Raw genomic sequence first — 18,705 nt, 5'->3', positions numbered from 1 at the left:
TAGAAAATTTTACAAAGTTGTTAAAGTGGCATAATTACTGCTGTAGGTAAAAAGGTTTTTTTTTACAAACAAGAGTTGAAGATCAGGGAAATACGGGTTATTGGTTCTGTCGCATAGTTACTATGCCAGAGAAATATTGCAAGGAAACGTAACCAAATCAAAAAGCCTCCAATGGAGAGGGAAGGTAATGGCCAGGAAACTAAAAGAGCATCAGATAAACCGGGATTGGTGCAAAGGATGCGGCATCTGTGTTGCATTTTGCCCGAAGCAGGTTTTAGAACTCGACAAGCATGACAAGGTGGTCGCTGTCCGACCTGAGGATTGCATATGTTGTAAATTGTGTGAAATCAGGTGTCCGGATTTAGCCATCGAGATCATCCTGGATGAGGGAGAGGATAATGACTGAAACCAAAAAAATTCGATTTGTACAGGGAAATGAAGCCTGTGTCGAAGGTGCAATGTATGCGGGACTTGATTTTTTCGCAGGCTATCCAATTACACCATCCACAGAAATAGCCGAACATCTATCTGAAAGACTTCCTCGTAATGGAGGCAAATTCATTCAGATGGAAGATGAGATCGCCTCTATGTGTGCCATCGTCGGTGCTTCACTGACTGGAAACAAGGTAATGACCGCCACCAGTGGCCCTGGATTCTCCCTCAAACAAGAAGCCATAGGTTATGCCTGCATGGCTGAGATTCCTTGTGTTATTGCCAACGTTCAGCGTGGTGGCCCATCTACTGGTAACCCTACCCATGTCAGCCAGGGAGATATCAATCAGGCCCGCTGGGGTACCCATGGTGATCACTCTATCATCGCCTTAACCGCATCAAATCATCAGGATATCTTTGAGATTACAGTTGATGCCTTTAATCTGGCAGAAACATACCGCACACCGGTCATTCTCCTTTTAGATGAAGCTGTCGGTCATATGCGGGAAAAACTTGTTATTCCAGAGAAAGGTGAGTTGCCGATCGTCGACCGCCTGAGAACCTCCCTTGGAAAAGACGTAGATTACCACCCTTATCTGCCAAGAGAAGATGGACGTTTGCCCATGTCCGATTTTGGTGGCGAGCATCGCTACAATGTGACCGGACTTTACCATGATATGTGGGGATTTCCTTCGAACAACCCAACAGTGGTCAATCAGCTGCTGAGACACATTGTGGATAAGATTGAAAATAACATCCACTCTATCACAAGATATAAAGAGCACTATCTCGAAGATGCCCAGTATATCCTGATTTCATATGGATCCTCTGCTCGTTCAGCAATTCAGCTTGCAGAAGACCGGCGTAAAAAAGGCGAAAAAATCGGAGTTCTCGAACTGCAGAGCATCTGGCCGTTTCCATCTGAAGTTATTCGGGAAAAATGCGCGCGTGCAAGAGCAGTTCTGGTCGTAGAAATGAACATGGGGCAGGTAATGGCCCAGGTAAAAGCTGCGGTGGAAAAACCAAAAAGAGTTTTCCTTGCCAACCGGTTTGATGGCAAACTGATAACTCCCCACGATATTAAGAGCCTCCTGCGGATGGTTCAGGGAAGAGGTGTATGATATGGCTGTTAAAGACTATTTGCGAGAGAGGTTTTTTCCTCACATGTGGTGCCCAGGCTGTGGTCATGGGACAATCCTTAATTCACTGTTACGGGCTGTGGAAGAACTCGGGCTTAAAAAGAATGATATCGTCATGACTTCTGGTATCGGCTGTTCTGCCCGTATTTCAGGTTATGTTGATTTTCACTCGCTGCATACAATCCATGGAAGGGCGCTTGCCTTTGCAACCGGGGTCAAACTATCAAGGCCTAATCTGAACATCCTGGTCCCCATGGGGGATGGTGACGCCCTTGCTATTGGTGGCAATCACTTTATTCATGCCGCAAGACGTAATATCGACATCACTGCAATTGTGATGAACAACAGGATTTACGGGATGACCGGAGGGCAGTTCTCACCACTTTCAGGGCCGGGGATTAAAGCTACCACTGCTCCATATCTCACCATCGACAGTCCATTTGACGTGGTTAAACTAGCAACCGCGGCCGGTGCATCATTTGTGGCCAGATCAACTGCATACCATGCCCGTGAATCTACTGAAATCCTGAAAAAGGCAATCGCACACAAGGGCTTTTCCGTGGTTGAAATCCTCTCCCAGTGCCCTACCCATTACGGGCGTAAAAACAAGGAAGGGGACGCCGTTGCCATGTTAGAGGTTCAGAAAAACAACACGGCAAAGATTGGCTCCAAGGCACTGGCAGAGAACCCGAATCTTATTCCAAGAGGAATTTTCGTCCAGGAAGAACGTCCGGAATATTGCTCGGAATACGATAAGATAATACAGCATGCACAGCAGAGGTAACAACAATGGATGCGATACGACTTGTTTTTTCTGGCTCTGGTGGCCAGGGAGTAATTACCGCCGCAATTATCCTTGCTGAAGCGGCTGTAATATATAGCGGTAAAAATGCGACACAAACACAAAGTTACGGCGCTGCTGCAAGAGGTGGTGTAACCCGAACGGATATCATTATTTCTGAAGGTGTAATTAACTATCCGGGCGTCATTCAACCTAACGTTTTAATGACACTTACCCAGGAAGCATACAATGCAACTTCAAGCATTGTTCGTCCCGGCGGACTCGTTCTCACTGACCCTCGCTTCGTTGAAACGGCGAAAAAAGTTGATGCCAAACAACTTGAGTTGCCCATGTACGAGCAGGTTATGACTAAAATCGGCAAGCCTATTGTTTACAATATCTGCTGTCTTGGAGCACTGATTGGGGTGACCCAGATTCTCGAGCCAGAGGCCGTACTGGATGTATTGGACGAGCGGATACCTAAAGATTTCATTAATATGAACCATAGAGCTTTTGATCTTGGTCTGGTTCTGGGGTCTCAGTACCAATACAGAAGATTCACCTGATGTAACCAACAGGAACGAATATGAAAAAGATAAAAGTAAAAAATCCCATTGTAGAGCTTGATGGCGATGAGATGACACGAATCATCTGGGAATTTATCAAAGAAAAGCTGATACTCCCATATCTTGATGTTGAGCTCAAATACTATGATCTTGGTATGGAAAAACGTGATGAGACCAACGATCAGATTACTGTAGATGCGGCCAATGCCATCAAGAAATACGGAGTTGGGGTAAAGTGTGCAACGATTACTCCAGATGAAGCCAGGGTTGAAGAATTTCACCTGAAGGAAATGTGGAAATCTCCCAATGGAACGATTCGAAACATTATTGGTGGCACTGTTTTCAGGCAACCCATTATCTGTAACAACATCCCACGTCTGGTACCGGGTTGGAAAAAACCGATTGTCATCGGCCGTCACGCCTTCGGTGATCAATACCGTGCCACAGACTTTCTGGTTCCGGAAGCGGGAAAACTGACAATGACCTTTACTCCGGCATCAGGTGGTGAACCTGTCGAGTATCAGGTCTTTGATTTTCCTTCAAGCGGCATTGCCATGGGCATGTATAACCTCGATGACTCTATTCGCGGTTTTGCAAGATCCTGCATGAACTATGGTTTGAACCTTGGCTGGCCGGTGTATCTTTCTACCAAAAACACCATCCTGAAAAAATATGATGGCAGGTTTAAAGATATCTTTGCCGATGTCTATGAAAACGAGTTTAAAGCGCGGTTTGCAGAAGCAGGTATCACCTACGAACATCGTTTGATCGATGATATGGTTGCCGCCGCGATGAAATGGGAGGGTGGTTTTGTCTGGGCCTGCAAGAATTATGATGGTGATGTTCAGTCTGACACCGTGGCCCAGGGCTTTGGCTCTCTCGGACTGATGACTTCTGTTCTCATGACGGAAGACGGTAAAACGATTGAAGCTGAAGCAGCACACGGAACTGTAACCCGTCACTTTCGTCAGCATCAGAAAGGTAATGCCACCTCAACCAATCCTATCGCTTCTATCTTTGCCTGGACAAGAGGTCTTGCCTACCGCGGCAAGTTTGACGAAACCCCGGAAGTGGTCAAATTTGCTGAGACACTCGAGCAGGTGTGTGTGGAAACCGTTGAGTCCGGTGCAATGACCAAGGATCTGGCTCTGCTGGTTGAAGGCGAACAAGCATTTCTTACCACGGAAGAATTCCTTGCAAAGCTTGACGAAAATCTTCAGGCTAAAATGTCACAATAGCAAAAATTCGTTTTTTATATCTTTCCCCTGTCCCCTTCCAAAAGAAGAGGACGGGGGAATCATGAACTTGTTATCGGGATTTATTTGAGCACGCGGTACATACAGGTGAGAATTATTTTGTGCCTGTTGCCAGCTGTCCGCATGCGGCCGAAATATCGGTGCCCCGGCTGCTTCGAATGAAGACGGAGTAGTTTGCATCCAGCAGTATTTTCTGAAATTCCAGAATTCTTTTCTTATCAGGACTTTTGTAGGGAAGGTCAGGACACTCGTTATAAGAGAGGAGATTGATCTTGCAGGGAATATCTCTTAGTTTTCTCGCCAGCATGCGTGCATCCATATCAGAATCATTGATTCCTTTCAGCAGAGTGTACTCGAACATTATTCTTTTTCTTTTCTGCATCGGATAGGTGCGGCATGCCTCTAACAATTCCTCTACACCATAGCGCTTATTCACCGGCATTAAGCTGCTGCGGACTGTATCGGTTATCGCGTGGAGTGAAATAGCGAGATTTACTGTAGATTTTTCACCCAACTCATTGAGTTTGTGGACTATTCCACAGGTTGATACAGTGATTTTTCGCGCGGCGACATCAAGACCCTTTTGATTTGTCAAAATTTCTAAAGAGTCAATGACATTGTCGAGGTTGTTCAACGGTTCCCCCATCCCCATATAGACCACGTTTGTTACCCGATCTGGACCAATCAGCTCTTCCCTGGGCTGGCTCAGAAGATAATCCCGGACAGCACAGACCTGATTGACAATTTCCGCCACCGAAAGGTTGCGGATAAAACCCATCGTACCGGTCAGGCAAAAGGTGCAACCCATGGCACAACCGACCTGGGAAGAAATACAAAGGGTGTTCCGGTCCTCTTCCGGGATAAGAACAGACTCAATCAGATGACCATCAAAAAGCCTGAAACCGAACTTTACACAGCCATCACTGGCCTTTTCAATGATCGGGTCACTAAAAGAAGACATATAGGCGTGTTCATCCAGGTGCACCCTGAATACTTTCGCCAGATCAGTCATTTGCGCAAAACTGTTAATGCCAGGTCTGTAGAGCCAGCCCATGATCTGCTTTGCTCTGAATTTTGACTGTCCGATGCTCTCTACGTAGCTGATCAGTGCATCTTCGGTAAAATTTTTTAAATCTATTTTTTCGCTCATATCATAATGCCCGTCTATGCTCTGGTACAGTTGAAAGGTTGCCGCTCACGACTTTTGAGATTTCAGTCAAAAACAGTTGCTGATCTTTTGGTAGCCGGCCCGATAAAGGAAGATAGGTTGATGCATGATTGGCATGAAACTGACACCGTAAACCTGAGAGGTTACTTATAATGGAATACAGTTCTTTTAAGGTCTCCATTGGTGAAAGGAGTTGAAAAGAACCTTCCTGCACCTTCCGTGCTAGAGGCGTGTTTTCCAAGATCATAAGAGTAAGGACAGCAATCTGATTTGGCTGCATCCGATTAAGGGTGGCGGCTGTCTCCAGGGCGTGTGCTTGGGTAAGCTCTTTTCCACCAAGACCCAGAAGTACCGTTACAGAGAGGAACAAACCCGCTTTTTTTACGGCCTGACCGGCCTCAATCATCTGTAATGCCGTTGAGTCTTTCTTCACATGTTGCAAAACCTCATCGCAGCCACTTTCAAGACCCATGTAAACGCGATCGAGCCCCAGGCTTTTGAGTACCTGGAGCTCTTCTATCGTTTTATTGCGAATAGCTTTTGCACTTCCGTAAAGACTGACCTTGTTTACCCATGGGAGTTTTTCTTTTATTTCTTTAAAAAAACCCAGGAGTCTGGCTTGGGAGAGTATGAGTACATCTCCGTCTGCCAGGAATAAACGTTTTTGCCTTTTACAGTACGTTCGGGCAAATTCGAAGTCTTCTGCGACAATTGCAGGATCTTTTATAGCAAAGGTCTGGTCTTTATAAGCACCACAAAAGCTGCATTTATTATGCGAACATCCGGTCGTAACCTGCAGGATTATGGAATCAGCCTCACTGGGCGGACGGATGACTGTGCCTGTGTAGTGCATTTTTATTAGAATTATGCTGGATTTGCAGCCTCAAAAGCTTTCATGAATTCAACAAGTTTCACAATCCCTTCCTGAGGAAATGCATTGTAAATTGACGCCCGGCAACCACCGATGGAGCGGTGCCCTTTAAGCCCGTTGAGTCCGACTTTCGTTGCTTCGGCAATAAATTTTGCTTCAAGCTCTGGAGTAGGCAGATTAAAAGATACATTCATAAGAGACCGGGAATTTTTTTCTGCATGGCCCCTGTAATAATCGCTACTATCAATAGCATCATAGAGTATCTGAGCTTTGGCTTTGTTAATTTTTTCAATAGCTGCAACGCCACCTTGCTTCTTCAGCCATTTAAGAACCTCACCAACCACATAAACAGCAAAGCAGGGAGGGGTGTTAAACATTGACCCCTTATCCGCATGGGTAGCGTAGCTCAACATTGTCGGGATTTTTTCCGGGGTCCGGCTCAGGAGGTCCTCACGGATAATGACCACGGTAACACCCGCTGGTCCCAGATTTTTCTGGGCACCGGCGAAAATCAAGCCATATTTTTTCACATCAACCGGGTGGGAGAGGATGTCTGAACTCATGTCGCAGATAAGCATCTTATCACTGACAGGAGCTTTGGCGAATTGCGTTCCATAAATGGTGTTATTGGATACGTAGTACAGATACTCTGAATCGTCTGCTACCGTGTATTCACTATCTTCTGGAACTCTTTTAAACTGAACACCCTCACTGGAGTACGCAACGTCAATATCGCCAAAGAGTTGTGCTTCTTTGATGGCTTTTTTAGCCCAGGTTCCAGTGTTGAGGTAGGTCGCTTTTTTGCCGTTTCCAAGCAGATTCATTGGAATCATAAAAAACTGCGATGATGCCCCTCCCTGAAGAAACAACACTTTATAATTGTCCGGGATGTCCATTAATTCTCTCAGGTTTGCCTCTGCGTCGGCGACCACAGCCATAAACTCCTTTGAACGATGGCTGATTTCAATGAGGCCGATTCCTGTAGATTGAAAATTAACAACATCCGTGCCTGCCTGCTCCAGCACTTCAAAGGGAAGGGTGGCTGGGCCAGGGCTGAAATTATATACTCGATCAGTCATGAGTTGTTCTCCTATATATTGCGGTGAGTTATAAAAATGATGTAATTGAATAAAAAAAAATTAAAAATCAGATACCTGTCGCAAGGCTTCATATAAAACAATTCCAGCAGTCATCGCAAGATTTAGACTGCGAATATTCGTGTTTGCCATTGGCAGGGTGTAGCACCGATCATGATATAAATCAAGAATATCCTCGGGTAGTCCTTTGGTTTCTTTGCCAAAAATAAGATATGCCCCTTCCTGATACTGACCCTTTGTATAGCTCATACTGGTTTTTGTTGTAAAAAAATACAGATTCGTTTCTTTTTGTGCCTGTAGAAAATCATCAAAACTTGACCAGTGTTTAATCGATACATGCTGCCAATAATCGAGACCGGCTCTTTTTAAATGTTTGTCATCTGTGCTGAATCCTAAGGGATGGACAAGGTGCAGTACAGAATTGGTGGCCCCGCAAAGGCGGGCGATTGAGCCTGTGTTTGGAGGTATTTCTGGTTCAACCAGTACTATGTTTAATGGTTTATGTGTCGTCATAATGTCTTTGCAATTGTATTCAAGAAAAAGAGAAGTATCGTTTATAACCATTGCAATGGCATAAAACAATGTTAAAACCCATGGTCTTCCGCAAAGAACGCTGATTTGTAATCGCCATAATTAAGAAATATGTCTCCAGGAACAAACACCACTTACAGTAGTAGAATTGCTATAGCCCTTATGACCATATTGAGTGTTTTTGTTATCTCGATATGGCCTTTTAAGGCTGTGCTTCAAAGTGAGAATAAAAAGAGTGACTGCACAGCACTGGACAAAGTGTCTCATCGCCTGGTAAAAGTGGACTGTGAAAATCCTGTCAACACAACCAGTGTTTTGAGTGTAAAGAGCAGGGGAGAGACGAGCAGAGATGTCAATAAGGTTGTTTTCAGTTTCCAACCTGTTCCGGTTAACCATGCCAGTGATAGGTTACTACAGACTGTTAAGGGCGTTGGCCCAAGTCTTGCCCGTGATATCATTACATACAGAGAGCTATACGGTGCATTTGATAGCGCAGAGGCATTACAAACAATTCCGGGGGTAGGGGAAAAAAAGGCCCGATACCTTGCAACTCAATTCACATTTGACTGAACTGTGGAAAAGATAGATAAACAACCTCAGGTGCTGGTTCTGGTAGGCCCGACAGCCATCGGAAAAACGGCATTATCGCTCTTGCTCGCCCGCCATTTTAATTGTGAGATTGTGAGTGTTGATTCCATGCAGGTGTATCGGTATATGGATATCGGTACAGCAAAAGCCAGCGCTGAAGAGAGAAGGGTGGTTCCCCATCATCTGATCGATGTTGTTGATCCGGATGAAGATTATGACGCAGCAAGATTTGTTGCAGACGCCCAAAGACTGATACATGAAATCACCATGCGAGATAAAATGCCACTTCTTACGGGAGGCACTGGTCTTTATCTCAAGTCTCTGATTGAAGGGATTTTCCCTGAGGCACCGGCTGATAAAAATATTCGAGATCAATTAAAGAAACGCCTGGAAAATGAAGGGTGTGATGTTCTTTATGAAGAACTGCTTTCATGTGACTGTATTAGCGCACATAAAATACATAAAAATGACAGCCAGAGACTGCTGAGGGCACTCGAAGTCTATCACCTGACAGGTATTCCATGGTCGAGCCATCTTCTCCAGCAAAAGAAGCAGGGGCCAGGAGGCCTGTGCGCTGACATTCTCCAGATTGGCCTTACCTGTAACCGGGAGAAGCTCTATCAGCGTATCAATATGAGGTGTGAAATAATGGTTGAAAGTGGTCTTGAAAAAGAGGTTGTCGGCCTGCTGGATATGGGGTTCTCTCCTGAACTGAAAGCTATGGGTGCCATTGGCTATCGTCATATGATCGGTTATTTAGATGGACTGTACAATAAAGAGGAAATGCTGCGGCTCCTTGCAAGAGATACCAGGCACTATGCAAAAAGGCAGTATACCTGGTTCAACAGAAATGAGAACATTGAGTGGGTGGATGTGAAAAATCAGGATGTTGTACCCGGTATGGTGGAAAAATGGCAAAGAAAAGGTTGATCTGACCACTATGGCATTTGATAACAATACGTCCATACCTGAAATCTGCCGTAGGCTTCTCGCGCTCAAAGGTTTGAAGGAAAATCAGGAAATCGCTGATTTTCTTTACCCCAAACTCAAAGATCTGCCAAAGCCTGAACTGATGAAAGGGCTCTCTGACGCCACACAACTCATCGAGGAATACCTCGAAAACAGTCTCCAGATTGTGATCTGGGGGGATTATGATGTGGATGGCACGACGAGCACGGGTCTGTTGGTCAACTTTTTCAGAGAACTCGGTGTTGAGGTGTTGTACCACATCCCAAACAGACTGACAGAGGGGTACGGACTGAACATAGAGTGGTTTACAAAAAATAGAGATACTTTCACTAGTAAGAAATTTCTGCTCATCACGGTTGACTGCGGCATTGCCAACAGAGAAGAGGTGCAGCAAATACAAAGGCTCGATGGAGAGGTTATTGTCACAGACCATCACTCCATTCCTTTAGAGGGCCTGCCGGATTGCATTGTACTTAACCCCTCTCAGGTCGATTGCGGCTTTCACCGGGATAAGCTTGCCGGTGTCGGTGTGGCCTTTTACCTTGCAGCAGGCATTCGCTCAAAGCTTTCATTATCATCTAAATACAGCCACATAGCACCTACAATTAATCTTAAAAAGTATCTCGGTTTTGTGGCCCTTGGAACAGTAGCCGACCTTGTTTATCTCACTACTACCAATAGAATTTTAGTGAGGGCCGGCCTTGAGTCTCTTGAAGAAACTCCTTTCATCGGCCTGTCGTCACTTCTGGAATCATGTGAATTGTTCGGGGGGCAGATTACGTCTGAGGATATTGGTTATCTTTTAGGGCCGAAAATCAATGCAGCCGGACGCCTGGGCGACAGTGAAATTGCTTTAAAACTGTTTACGGCAAGAAGTGCAGTAGAAGCCCAAAAAGCGGTGGCCAGCCTTGAACACCTGAACTCGAAACGTAAAACTATATGTGACGATGATTTGGAAATGGCTTTATCTTCATGCTCTAGAAACCTCATTGTCCAATCTTTTTCTTGTGTTTGCTCGGGAGACTTTCATCTTGGCGTCGCAGGGATAGTTGCTTCACGTTTAGTGGAAGCCTTCAGGGTTCCATCAATTGTGTTCGCAGAATATCCAGACCAGTCTGGGGAGCAGTATCTCAAAGGTTCCGTCAGGTCAATTGACGGTATAAGCGTTATTGCGGCGCTCAATGATTGTTCTGATCTTATCGTCAAATATGGGGGACATGACATGGCGGCCGGATTAACAATCTTACAAAAAGATCTCGATGAATTCCGGAAATATTTCAGCAAAAGCCTCAAAAGACAACGAGCAGAGATGGCGGATAAAAAATCCATCACAACAGCCTTTGAAACAAGCGTTGATCAGGTGATGGATAATAAAACACTTGAATGTTTACATTGTTTTGAGCCGTATGGACCAGGCAACGATGCACCTGTATTTAGTGCGAGATCTTCAAAAGTCATTCAAGCTCGGACTGTCGGTAGATTGAATTCTCATCTCAATATTGTAGTTCGTGGTGAATATTCAAACTACAAAGGGATCGGCTTTAACCTTGGAGAAAAAATCTCTGAGGTGCAGGAAAATCCTGAACGAACGATTTATTTTGTCCCGACCAAGAACAGATATCGAGGCACGGTGAGTTGGCAATTACGTGTTGTTGATCTTCTTTGATTTGGTTTCATTCTCAGTGCATTTTTCCTCAAGGTAAAAATAACAGTATGAAACACGCATAATGGTTTGTAATAACAGGAAATAAATAATTATATACATAATATACATTATGCGACATTGGTGATTTTTATATTTTTGTCAGGGTTGGAGTTGTCTTTTTGATCTCTGGTTTCTATTCATGGCAAAAAATGCTATATATATGAGCCTTTTGGGCAAAATTCGCGTAACATCAGACTTGCTTTAACTTGCGAAATATAGCGTAAATACAAAGTTATAATAAAATTAGTTAAAATAATTTGGAGATGAAATATGTCTCGTGAGATATATCAGGAACCACTTGTTAGCCGTTACACCAGTAGAGAAATGCAGGAACTTTTCTCTGAAAAAATGAAATTCACAACCTGGAGGCGTTGCTGGCTGGCTTTAGCCGAGGCACAGTTCGAGCTCGGTCTCACCTCTATAGTGACTGAGGAGATGCTCGCTGAGATGCGGGAGAATATCGAGATCATTGATTTTGATGCCGCGGCAAAAAAAGAAAAAGAAATACGCCATGATGTCATGGCCCATGTCTACGAGTTTGGCCTGCGTTGTCCAAAGGCTGCTGGAATAATTCATCTGGGAGCGACTTCCCAGTATGTTGTCTGTAACACCGATCTTCTTATTCAGAAAAAAGCCATGGAGCTTATCCGTGGAGCCATCCTGCAGGTCATACAAAACCTTGCGCGATTCTGTGAAAAACACAAAGCCCTCCCTACCCTGGGGTTTACTCACTATCAGCCAGCCCAACCCACAACTGTTGGAAAACGTAACACTCTCTACCTTCAGGATCTGTTAATGGACCTTGAGTATGTCGATCACTTTCTCGGTACGATCAAGGCACGGGGAGCCAAAGGTACCGTGGGAACTCAGGCCACCTTCCTTGAGCTTTTTAAAGGAGATCATGAAAAAGTGAGACAGCTCGATCTCCTTGTTGCCAAAAAGCTTGGTTTTGGTGCCACCTTTGCAGTCACCGGCCAGACTTACACAAGAAAGCTGGATATGAAGCTTGCAGAGACCCTGGCCGGAGTCGGTGCCACAGCTCATAAATTTGCAGTGGATTTACGTTTGCTCTCCAATCTTAAAGTTCAGGAAGAACCCTTTGAGGCTAAACAGACGGGCTCTTCTGCCATGGCTTACAAAAGAAATCCAATGCGATCCGAAAGGCTCACGGGGCTTGCCAGAAAACTGATGAATCTTCCTCAGAATTTTGCCGCGACCTATAGCAATCAATGGTTTGAACGTACCCTGGATGATTCTGCCATTCGGCGCATGGATATACCGCAGTGTTTTCTGTTGACCGATGCAATTCTCAAGTTGTTTGTCAACATCACTTCTGATATGGTTGTTTTTCCTAATCAAATAAAGAAACACCTTTCTACAGAACTTCCCTTTATGTCCACTGAAAAAATCCTGATGGAAGCCGTTGAAAAAGGTGAAAGTCGACAGGAGATGCATGAGTTGATAAAAGAGCACTCCCTTGCTGCGGGCAAAGTTGTAAAAGAACAGGGTGGTGACAATGACCTCCTGGTTCGACTGGGAGATGATGAGCGAATCCCCTTTACATCAGCCGAACTGGAAGCGATGGTGAGCGATTATTCTCAATTCACAGGACGGGCCGAACGGCAGACAGAAGAGTTTCTCCAGGAGGTTGTCTCCCCTCTCCTGCAAAGTAATGCCAATCGTATGACCTTTGTCGATTCCTCTTTGAATGTTTAAAATGGAAACAGATCAAAAAACCTTACATTCCCTTTTTCTGCGTATTTCCCCAGGTAGGTTCCATTTTCTGAAATTTATTTTAGAGGGTTACGATAATCTTGCCATTCTTTCAAGTGTCGAGAGTCGTGAAGGGATTGTGGTAATACGATATCCCGAGGGGCATAAAGTAGAATTGTTTGCCCTTCTTGTTGATATCGCGGCAGATCTTGTGGAATAACAGCTAGCCGCAGGCATGGCCGAACCCCTTTATCAAGAGATTCAGGTATGTACTTGGCCGTTCCCCTGCGTATTGGGAGCGGTCTTGCCTATTACGTTGCCATATAAAATAAGGTAATGCGTTTGGCAAAACTCTTGAGATCAAAATTATCGTCAAGATACTCATCTTCTTGAGTGACGAGATGAACTAATAGCCCCTGGGTTGCCAACATGAACCCACTTTAGGAAAAAATGGAAAACAAACAATTTTTTATTAAAACTTTCGGTTGCCAGATGAATGAGCGTGACTCTGAAATTATGGCACAATCTCTGTCACGTTATGGATATGTGGAGGGTATGGAGGTGCAGGAGGCGGATCTTGTCATCCTCAACACCTGTTCAATTCGGGCTAAAGCCGAGCAAAAGGTTATGAGCCTTCTTGGTTACCTGAGAAAAACGAAGGAAAAACGACCACACATGAAGATATGTGTGGCTGGTTGCGTGGCGCAACAGGAAGGGAAAACAATCATTGATCGCATGCCTCACGTAGATCTCATTGTCGGTACGCAGAACATCTACAATATTGGTGAACTTCTCCTGGATGCTGAAGCAGGAAAAAGCAGGGTTGTTACCCAGATGGAAGACAGTTACGTCATCCCCCTGTTTCTCCCTGAACTCCCCTCTTCCAAGGCGGATACAAAAGAAGATAAAACTACTTTTCAGTTCAGTCGTTTTGTCACAATTATGCAGGGTTGCAATAACTATTGTACCTATTGTGTAGTTCCCTATACCCGTGGACGGGAGGTGAGCAGGAAGGTTCAGGATATTGTAGATGAAGTGACCATGCTCGTGCAGTCAGGGGTAAAGGAAATCACACTTCTCGGACAGAATGTGAACTCCTATGGCAAAACCAACGAGGTGGAGTTTGGCGCTCCTTCCTTTACTTTTTCAGATTTGTTGCGGCGCGTCGCAGCGGTTAATGGTTTAAAAAGACTGCGATTCACAACCTCCAACCCAAAAGATCTCACAGACGATCTGATGTCTTGTTTTAGAGATGTTAAAAACCTCTGCCCGCAGTTCCATCTCCCTGTCCAGGCCGGTTCTGATACTATCTTAAAAGCAATGAACCGCAAATACACAGTACAGCAGTACCTTGAACAAGTTAAGGTGTTACGTGAGTATTGCCCCTCAATTTCCCTTTCTACCGACATAATTGTCGGCTTCCCCGGAGAAACCGATGCAGACTTTGAAGGAACAATGGACTTACTGGAAACCGTGCGATACCATGGGTCTTTTTCTTTTAAATACTCCGACAGGCCGGGGACACGTTCTGCTGGCTTTGAAAATAAGGTCGATGAAGCCGTCAAGTCTGAACGACTTGCCAGGTTTCAGGCTCGCCAGGATGAAATCAGCCTTGAAAGAAACGCAGAGTTTGTTGGTCTGGAAAAAGAAATACTCGTTGAACAGGTCAGCAGTGACAGCGTAAAGGGCAGAACCGATACAAATCATATTGTCCATGTCAATGAACCACTTAAAGTGAATGTTGGCGATTTGTTAACGGTAAAAATTAACTTTGCCGGTCAACACTCTCTCAAGGCTGAGCTCATCTAAAACACTCTCAATGTTCATTACCTCCCAACAAGGTTTTCCTTTTTTTACTGAACACCTTGTTGGCAAAGCGGTCCAAACAGAACTATCCCAAAAGAGCCGTGAGATGAGTGCGGACGGGACAATGTTGACCGAGCCTTGTTAATTTTATTCCTTCAGCTCTGGGCCCTGCGTCTCGTCTGGCGTATTTTCATCTGATTCGCTCTTTTCATTGTCGCTGGCAAGACCCGGAAGAGTAAGGTTTTTCCTGGTAGGCTGTTCCTGTGGTCCATCCGAGGCCGATACCCTTCGAACAACCCTTGTGGAGACGCGCTTTCCTTTTGCAGCAGCATTCTTGATCAGGATATCGTCAAAACTAAGATCAAGATTATTTGTCTTGGCCCGCGATGACGGCATCAGGTTAATCCGTACGTGCTTTCCTTCGCCAAAGGACATGAACAAAATCTTTGATCGCTTATGTTCCGCAAAAAGGCGATATTCTTTTTCCAGGATAAAACTTGGGGTTTTAAAACGTTTTATATAGGCGTAATTTTCAGCCCCGTCTCTGTATACGATATTGAAGACACATCTTTTCTGCACGATTCCAACCCACTCAAGATCATCTCCTACGTAAAATTTCTCGCTGACCGGAATAAATTTATAAAGACCGTTTGTGTAAATCAAAAAGAGCTTATCATACTCTGAGCAGGTAACAGTCAGATCTTCCTTGTTATTTTCGTCTTTGACCTGGGTGCCAATAAAACCGGACTCCCTGTTGTAGACAACCGTGAGGTTGGGCATTGCGGCTTTGCGATAACTCACTTCTGAAAAACTGGTAAGTTCTGTCTGCCTTGGATAAAACTGCCCGTATTTCGCCAGGATGTTATCGATAAAGGATATGGTGAAGCCTGTCATATCCTTAAGGGATTTTTGTGTTTCCTTTATCTGCTTGCGGATATCTTTGATTTCTTTGTGTTGCTTATTAATATCATAACGGGAAATACGTTTGATTCTGATTTCAAGCAGCCTCTCGATATCCTCGAGCGTTGGAGGCCGGAGAAGCTCTTCCTTGAAATCCAGGAGTGCATTTTTGACGCTTTCGGTAACTGCCTTATAGCTGGTTTCTTCCTCAATGTTTTTATAGAGCCGCTCTTCTATAAAAATCTGCTCCAGCAATCTTGCATGAAGCCTGTCCTTGAGCTTTGACAGCTGAATCTCAAGTTCTTTTTGCAGGTCGTCTTTAAGCTTAAAGGTATTGTAGGTAATGACATCGGTAACAGAGATAGTCTGCGGCGTCGTTCCGTTGATCAGGGTCAGATTCGGAGTAATCGGAACCTCGCAGTCGGTGAAGGCGTAGAGTGCTTTGATGGTATCCTTGGCATACACACCCCGTGCGAGCTTTATTTCTATTTCTACCTCTTCCGCAGTGTAATCGTTGATGGAAACAATCTTTATCTTCCCAGTTTTTGCGGCCTTTTCAATGGAATCAGTAAGAGATTGGGTTGTCGTTGTGTAGGGTATTTCTTTGATTATTATTGTTTTGTCGTTGAGCTCTTCAATACGCGCCCTGCAACGTACCTTGCCATTGCCATCGTCGTAATGGGCGTAGTCAAGCAGACCTTTTTGTGGGAAATCAGGGTAAAGAGTAAACTCTTTGCCCTGAAGAACGCATTTTTGGGCTTCAAGCAATTCACAGAAGTTGTGGGGTAAAATCTTTGTCGCCATCCCAACCGCTATCCCATCAGCCCCCATAAGGAGCAGGAGTGGAATGCGGGCTGGCAGGGTAACAGGTTCTTTCATCCTGCCATCGTAGGAGTCAACAAAATCCGTCAGATCTTTATTAAAAAGAATTTCCTTTGCAAGAGGAGATAATCTGCACTCAATGTATCTCGCCGCAGAAGCCCTGTCTCCCGTGTAAATATTCCCAAAGTTTCCCTGTCTGTCGATGAGAAAGCCCTTGTTGGCAAGGTTGACAAGGGCCGCAAAAATGGACTGATCCCCATGTGGATGCAGTTTCATCGTCTCTCCGACAACATTTGCAACCTTATGAAAGCGTCCGTCCTCCATATTGTAAAGGGTCTGCAGCAGCCGTCTCTGTACGGGTTTGAGCCCGTCTTCAATGGCGGGAATGGCCCGCTCGCGAATAACGTAGGAGGTGTATTCTAAAAAATTTTCATCAAAAAGTTGATGAAGTTTACCTGGATGATTGTCCATATTTATAATTTCAGGGAATTATTGCACAAAGTATTGATAAAGACCTCGGTTTACTGATCTACAACCAGGTTTTCCATGATGTATTGTCGTCTTGCGGGAGTGTTTTTACCCATATAAAAAGAGAGAACCTTGGCAACCTCACTCAGAGAATCGAGAGTGACGCTTCTAAGACGGATGTTCTCATCTATAAATTGTTTGAACTCTTTTGGAGATATTTCACCGAGCCCCTTGAAGCGGGTGATCTCGGTGGTCATGTTTTTATATCCAGCTCCGGAAAGTTTGTTCATAGCGGCAACACGCTCTTTTTCTGAGTAACAGTAGATAGTTTCTTTTTTATTTCTTACTCTGAAAATCGGTGTTTCCAGGATGTAGATATGGCCAAGTTTCACCAATGGCTCGAAATAGTGGAGGAAAAAGGTCAGCAGAAGATTACGGATATGCAGGCCGTCCACATCTGCATCCGTTGCAAGGATGATTTTGTCGTAGCGAAGATCAGAGATAGATTCCTCAACATTGAGCGCCCGCATAAGAGCGTACATCTCTTCGTTTTTATAGAGGGTGGTCATCTTCTGGCCAAAGACATTGAGCGGTTTTCCCTTCAACGAAAAAACAGCCTGGGTCATAGGATCCCTGGATGATACGATAGAGCCTGCAGCGGACTGACCTTCGGTGATAAAGATCATGTTTTCCTTCCCCTCGCCAGAGGGTTTGTCACGCTGTGGGTGGTGCTTGCAGTCTTTGAGCTGGTCTATTTTAAATGCTACTTTTTTCGCATTAGCCCGCGCCTCGGTTCTAACGCTCTGGAGCTCTTTGCGCACAGTTTCGTTACGCAGAATTTTTTCCATCAAACGTTGGGCTGCGGCAGTGTCTTTGTAGAGTGAACTGGATACCGCATCTTTTACGGTATTGACAATCCAGGAACGGATTTCCGTATTCCCCAATTTGTTTTTTGTCTGGGATTCAAAGATGGGATCTTTAATTTTAATGGCGAGTGTCCCGACAATTCCGTCCCGGACGTCGGTGTTGACAAACTTTTTTCCAGAGAACTCATTAACCCCTTTGAGTATCCCCTCCCGAAAGGCTGACAGATGGGTTCCGCCTTCATTGGTGTAGGTGCCGTTAACGAAGGTGTAGTAGCAGTCGTTAAAACTATCGGTATGGGAAAAGGCGAATTCGAGCGTATTGTCTCTGTGATAGATAGGCTCATAAATCTGAGCGCCGTCGAGTTCTTTGTCAAGAAGGTCAAGCAGTCCGTTGGAGGAATGATAGACGGATTTACCGTAATAAATTTTTAAGCCGGCATTCAGGTAGGCATAGCGCCACAATCTTTTGTCTATAAAAGAATCATCAAATTTAAAATCTGGAAACAGCTCAGAGGACGGCAGGAACTCAACACAGGTGCCATTTTTCTCTTCAGTTGTCCCCTCATCTTTTGTGACCAGCTTTCCATTAGAGAAAGTAGCCTTTGCAAACTGCCCATCACGATAGGAAGTTACAGTGAATTGCTCAGAAAGAGCATTAACAGCTTTTGTGCCAACACCATTGAGGCCCACCGAGAACTGAAACACCTCTGTATTATACTTTGCTCCGGTGTTTATAACGGAAACACAATCGACGATCTTGCCCAGTGGAATTCCCCGGCCAAAATCTCTGACAGAAACAGATCCGTCATTTTGGATGCTGATGTTAACCCGTTTACCAGCCCCCATGATAAATTCATCAACCGCATTATCGACCACCTCTTTGAGCAGGATATAAATCCCGTCGTTGGGATTACTGCCATCCCCTAGCCTGCCAATGTACATCCCGGGGCGCTTGCGGATGTGCTCAAGAGAACTGAGTGTTTTAATTTTACTTTCGTCGTAAGTACTTGTAGATACATTCATATTG

Annotated in this window: 17 protein-coding genes; 11 read left to right on the top strand and 6 right to left on the bottom strand. The window is 44.8% G+C overall.

What is annotated here, in order from left to right; all coding sequences use genetic code 11:
* The first annotated feature begins 187 nt into the window (after positions 1–187).
* The 5 genes from FCL48_RS03795 to FCL48_RS03775 are packed head-to-tail and all read left to right on the top strand — an operon-like array spanning position 188 to position 4,156.
* On the top strand, positions 188–406 hold the full coding sequence (locus FCL48_RS03795; RefSeq protein ID WP_136870923.1) for a ferredoxin family protein: 219 nt from the start codon (positions 188–190) through the stop codon (positions 404–406).
* Positions 399–1,553, top strand: coding sequence for a 2-oxoacid:acceptor oxidoreductase subunit alpha (locus FCL48_RS03790; protein ID WP_136870922.1), 1,155 nt, complete (start codon positions 399–401; stop codon positions 1,551–1,553). The genes FCL48_RS03795 and FCL48_RS03790 overlap by 8 nt, the downstream gene beginning before the upstream one ends.
* A 1-nt stretch (position 1,554) precedes the next feature.
* Positions 1,555–2,355, top strand: a complete 801-nt coding sequence (locus FCL48_RS03785; RefSeq protein WP_136870921.1) for a 2-oxoacid:ferredoxin oxidoreductase subunit beta — start codon at positions 1,555–1,557, stop codon at positions 2,353–2,355.
* A 5-nt stretch (positions 2,356–2,360) separates the two neighbouring features.
* A complete protein-coding gene (locus FCL48_RS03780; protein ID WP_136870920.1) occupies positions 2,361–2,918 on the top strand; it encodes a 2-oxoacid:acceptor oxidoreductase family protein in 558 nt (185 codons plus the stop codon).
* A gap of 20 nt (positions 2,919–2,938) precedes the next feature.
* Positions 2,939–4,156 carry an NADP-dependent isocitrate dehydrogenase gene (locus FCL48_RS03775; RefSeq protein ID WP_136870919.1) on the top strand — a complete coding sequence of 406 codons (1,218 nt, stop codon included), beginning with the start codon at positions 2,939–2,941 and terminating at the stop codon, positions 4,154–4,156.
* Positions 4,157–4,268: 112 nt separating this feature from the next.
* Here FCL48_RS03775 and rlmN read toward each other — a convergent pair whose 3' ends face one another.
* From rlmN to FCL48_RS03755, 4 genes are read right to left on the bottom strand one after another with little or no spacing between them, the layout of a single operon-like run.
* Positions 4,269–5,324, bottom strand: coding sequence for a 23S rRNA (adenine(2503)-C(2))-methyltransferase RlmN (gene rlmN / locus FCL48_RS03770; protein ID WP_136870918.1), 1,056 nt, complete (start codon positions 5,322–5,324; stop codon positions 4,269–4,271).
* Position 5,325: 1 nt separating this feature from the next.
* A complete protein-coding gene (locus tag FCL48_RS03765) occupies positions 5,326–6,195 on the bottom strand; it encodes a radical SAM protein (RefSeq protein WP_136870917.1) in 870 nt (289 codons plus the stop codon).
* 11 nt (positions 6,196–6,206) lie between these two features.
* Entirely contained in the window at positions 6,207–7,292 is a 1,086-nt protein-coding gene (gene serC, locus FCL48_RS03760) for a 3-phosphoserine/phosphohydroxythreonine transaminase (protein WP_136870916.1), read from the bottom strand.
* A 60-nt stretch (positions 7,293–7,352) separates the two neighbouring features.
* Positions 7,353–7,823 carry a tRNA (cytidine(34)-2'-O)-methyltransferase gene (locus FCL48_RS03755; RefSeq protein ID WP_136870915.1) on the bottom strand — a complete coding sequence of 157 codons (471 nt, stop codon included), beginning with the start codon at positions 7,821–7,823 and terminating at the stop codon, positions 7,353–7,355.
* Positions 7,824–7,952: 129 nt separating this feature from the next.
* Between FCL48_RS03755 and FCL48_RS03750 the strand changes: the two genes are divergently transcribed.
* From FCL48_RS03750 to miaB, 6 genes are all read left to right on the top strand, one after another.
* Complete coding sequence (locus FCL48_RS03750; RefSeq protein ID WP_136870914.1) at positions 7,953–8,411, top strand: helix-hairpin-helix domain-containing protein; 459 nt, start codon at positions 7,953–7,955, stop codon at positions 8,409–8,411.
* Between the two features lie 3 nt (positions 8,412–8,414).
* Positions 8,415–9,359: a tRNA (adenosine(37)-N6)-dimethylallyltransferase MiaA gene (gene miaA / locus FCL48_RS03745; protein ID WP_136870913.1), complete on the top strand. Its 945-nt coding sequence runs from the start codon at positions 8,415–8,417 to the stop codon at positions 9,357–9,359.
* On the top strand, positions 9,316–11,064 hold the full coding sequence (recJ, locus tag FCL48_RS03740; protein WP_136870912.1) for a single-stranded-DNA-specific exonuclease RecJ: 1,749 nt from the start codon (positions 9,316–9,318) through the stop codon (positions 11,062–11,064). The genes miaA and recJ overlap by 44 nt, the downstream gene beginning before the upstream one ends.
* 309 nt (positions 11,065–11,373) lie before the next feature.
* On the top strand, positions 11,374–12,819 hold the full coding sequence (purB, locus tag FCL48_RS03735) for an adenylosuccinate lyase (RefSeq protein WP_136870911.1): 1,446 nt from the start codon (positions 11,374–11,376) through the stop codon (positions 12,817–12,819).
* A 1-nt stretch (position 12,820) separates the two neighbouring features.
* Positions 12,821–13,036 (top strand): DUF4911 domain-containing protein, encoded by a 216-nt coding sequence (locus FCL48_RS03730; protein WP_169309062.1) that lies wholly within the window; start codon positions 12,821–12,823, stop codon positions 13,034–13,036.
* 230 nt (positions 13,037–13,266) lie between these two features.
* The gene (gene miaB / locus FCL48_RS03725; protein WP_136870909.1) at positions 13,267–14,625 is read left to right on the top strand and encodes a tRNA (N6-isopentenyl adenosine(37)-C2)-methylthiotransferase MiaB; all 1,359 of its coding nucleotides are present in this window, start codon (positions 13,267–13,269) and stop codon (positions 14,623–14,625) included.
* A 144-nt stretch (positions 14,626–14,769) separates the two neighbouring features.
* Here miaB and FCL48_RS03720 read toward each other — a convergent pair whose 3' ends face one another.
* Both FCL48_RS03720 and FCL48_RS03715 read right to left on the bottom strand, forming a co-directional pair.
* Complete coding sequence (locus FCL48_RS03720; RefSeq protein WP_136870908.1) at positions 14,770–16,815, bottom strand: DNA topoisomerase IV subunit A; 2,046 nt, start codon at positions 16,813–16,815, stop codon at positions 14,770–14,772.
* Positions 16,816–16,865: 50 nt separating this feature from the next.
* Positions 16,866–18,701 (bottom strand): DNA topoisomerase IV subunit B, encoded by a 1,836-nt coding sequence (locus tag FCL48_RS03715; protein WP_136870907.1) that lies wholly within the window; start codon positions 18,699–18,701, stop codon positions 16,866–16,868.
* Positions 18,702–18,705 lie beyond the last annotated feature (4 nt).

Source organism: Desulforhopalus sp. IMCC35007 (genome assembly GCF_005116575.1).
Classification (GTDB): Bacteria; Desulfobacterota; Desulfobulbia; order Desulfobulbales; family Desulfocapsaceae; genus Desulforhopalus_A.
Note: the sequence above shows the minus strand (reverse complement) of the source record. Positions and strands in the feature narration are given on the sequence as shown.

Excerpts from the sequence above, each read along its gene's own strand:
- FCL48_RS03795 (WP_136870923.1), top strand. The coding sequence starts at position 188 with ATGGCCAGGAAACTAAAAGAGCATCAGATAAACCGGGATTGGTGCAAA.
- FCL48_RS03790 (WP_136870922.1), top strand. The coding sequence starts at position 399 with ATGACTGAAACCAAAAAAATTCGATTTGTACAGGGAAATGAAGCCTGT.
- FCL48_RS03785 (WP_136870921.1), top strand. The coding sequence starts at position 1,555 with ATGGCTGTTAAAGACTATTTGCGAGAGAGGTTTTTTCCTCACATGTGG.
- FCL48_RS03780 (WP_136870920.1), top strand. The coding sequence starts at position 2,361 with ATGGATGCGATACGACTTGTTTTTTCTGGCTCTGGTGGCCAGGGAGTA.
- FCL48_RS03775 (WP_136870919.1), top strand. The coding sequence starts at position 2,939 with ATGAAAAAGATAAAAGTAAAAAATCCCATTGTAGAGCTTGATGGCGAT.
- rlmN (WP_136870918.1), bottom strand. The coding sequence starts at position 5,324 with ATGAGCGAAAAAATAGATTTAAAAAATTTTACCGAAGATGCACTGATC.
- FCL48_RS03765 (WP_136870917.1), bottom strand. The coding sequence starts at position 6,195 with ATGCACTACACAGGCACAGTCATCCGTCCGCCCAGTGAGGCTGATTCC.
- serC (WP_136870916.1), bottom strand. The coding sequence starts at position 7,292 with ATGACTGATCGAGTATATAATTTCAGCCCTGGCCCAGCCACCCTTCCC.
- FCL48_RS03755 (WP_136870915.1), bottom strand. The coding sequence starts at position 7,823 with ATGACGACACATAAACCATTAAACATAGTACTGGTTGAACCAGAAATA.
- FCL48_RS03750 (WP_136870914.1), top strand. The coding sequence starts at position 7,953 with ATGTCTCCAGGAACAAACACCACTTACAGTAGTAGAATTGCTATAGCC.
- recJ (WP_136870912.1), top strand. The coding sequence starts at position 9,316 with ATGTTGTACCCGGTATGGTGGAAAAATGGCAAAGAAAAGGTTGATCTG.
- purB (WP_136870911.1), top strand. The coding sequence starts at position 11,374 with ATGTCTCGTGAGATATATCAGGAACCACTTGTTAGCCGTTACACCAGT.
- FCL48_RS03730 (WP_169309062.1), top strand. The coding sequence starts at position 12,821 with ATGGAAACAGATCAAAAAACCTTACATTCCCTTTTTCTGCGTATTTCC.
- miaB (WP_136870909.1), top strand. The coding sequence starts at position 13,267 with ATGGAAAACAAACAATTTTTTATTAAAACTTTCGGTTGCCAGATGAAT.
- FCL48_RS03720 (WP_136870908.1), bottom strand. The coding sequence starts at position 16,815 with ATGGACAATCATCCAGGTAAACTTCATCAACTTTTTGATGAAAATTTT.
- FCL48_RS03715 (WP_136870907.1), bottom strand. The coding sequence starts at position 18,701 with ATGAATGTATCTACAAGTACTTACGACGAAAGTAAAATTAAAACACTC.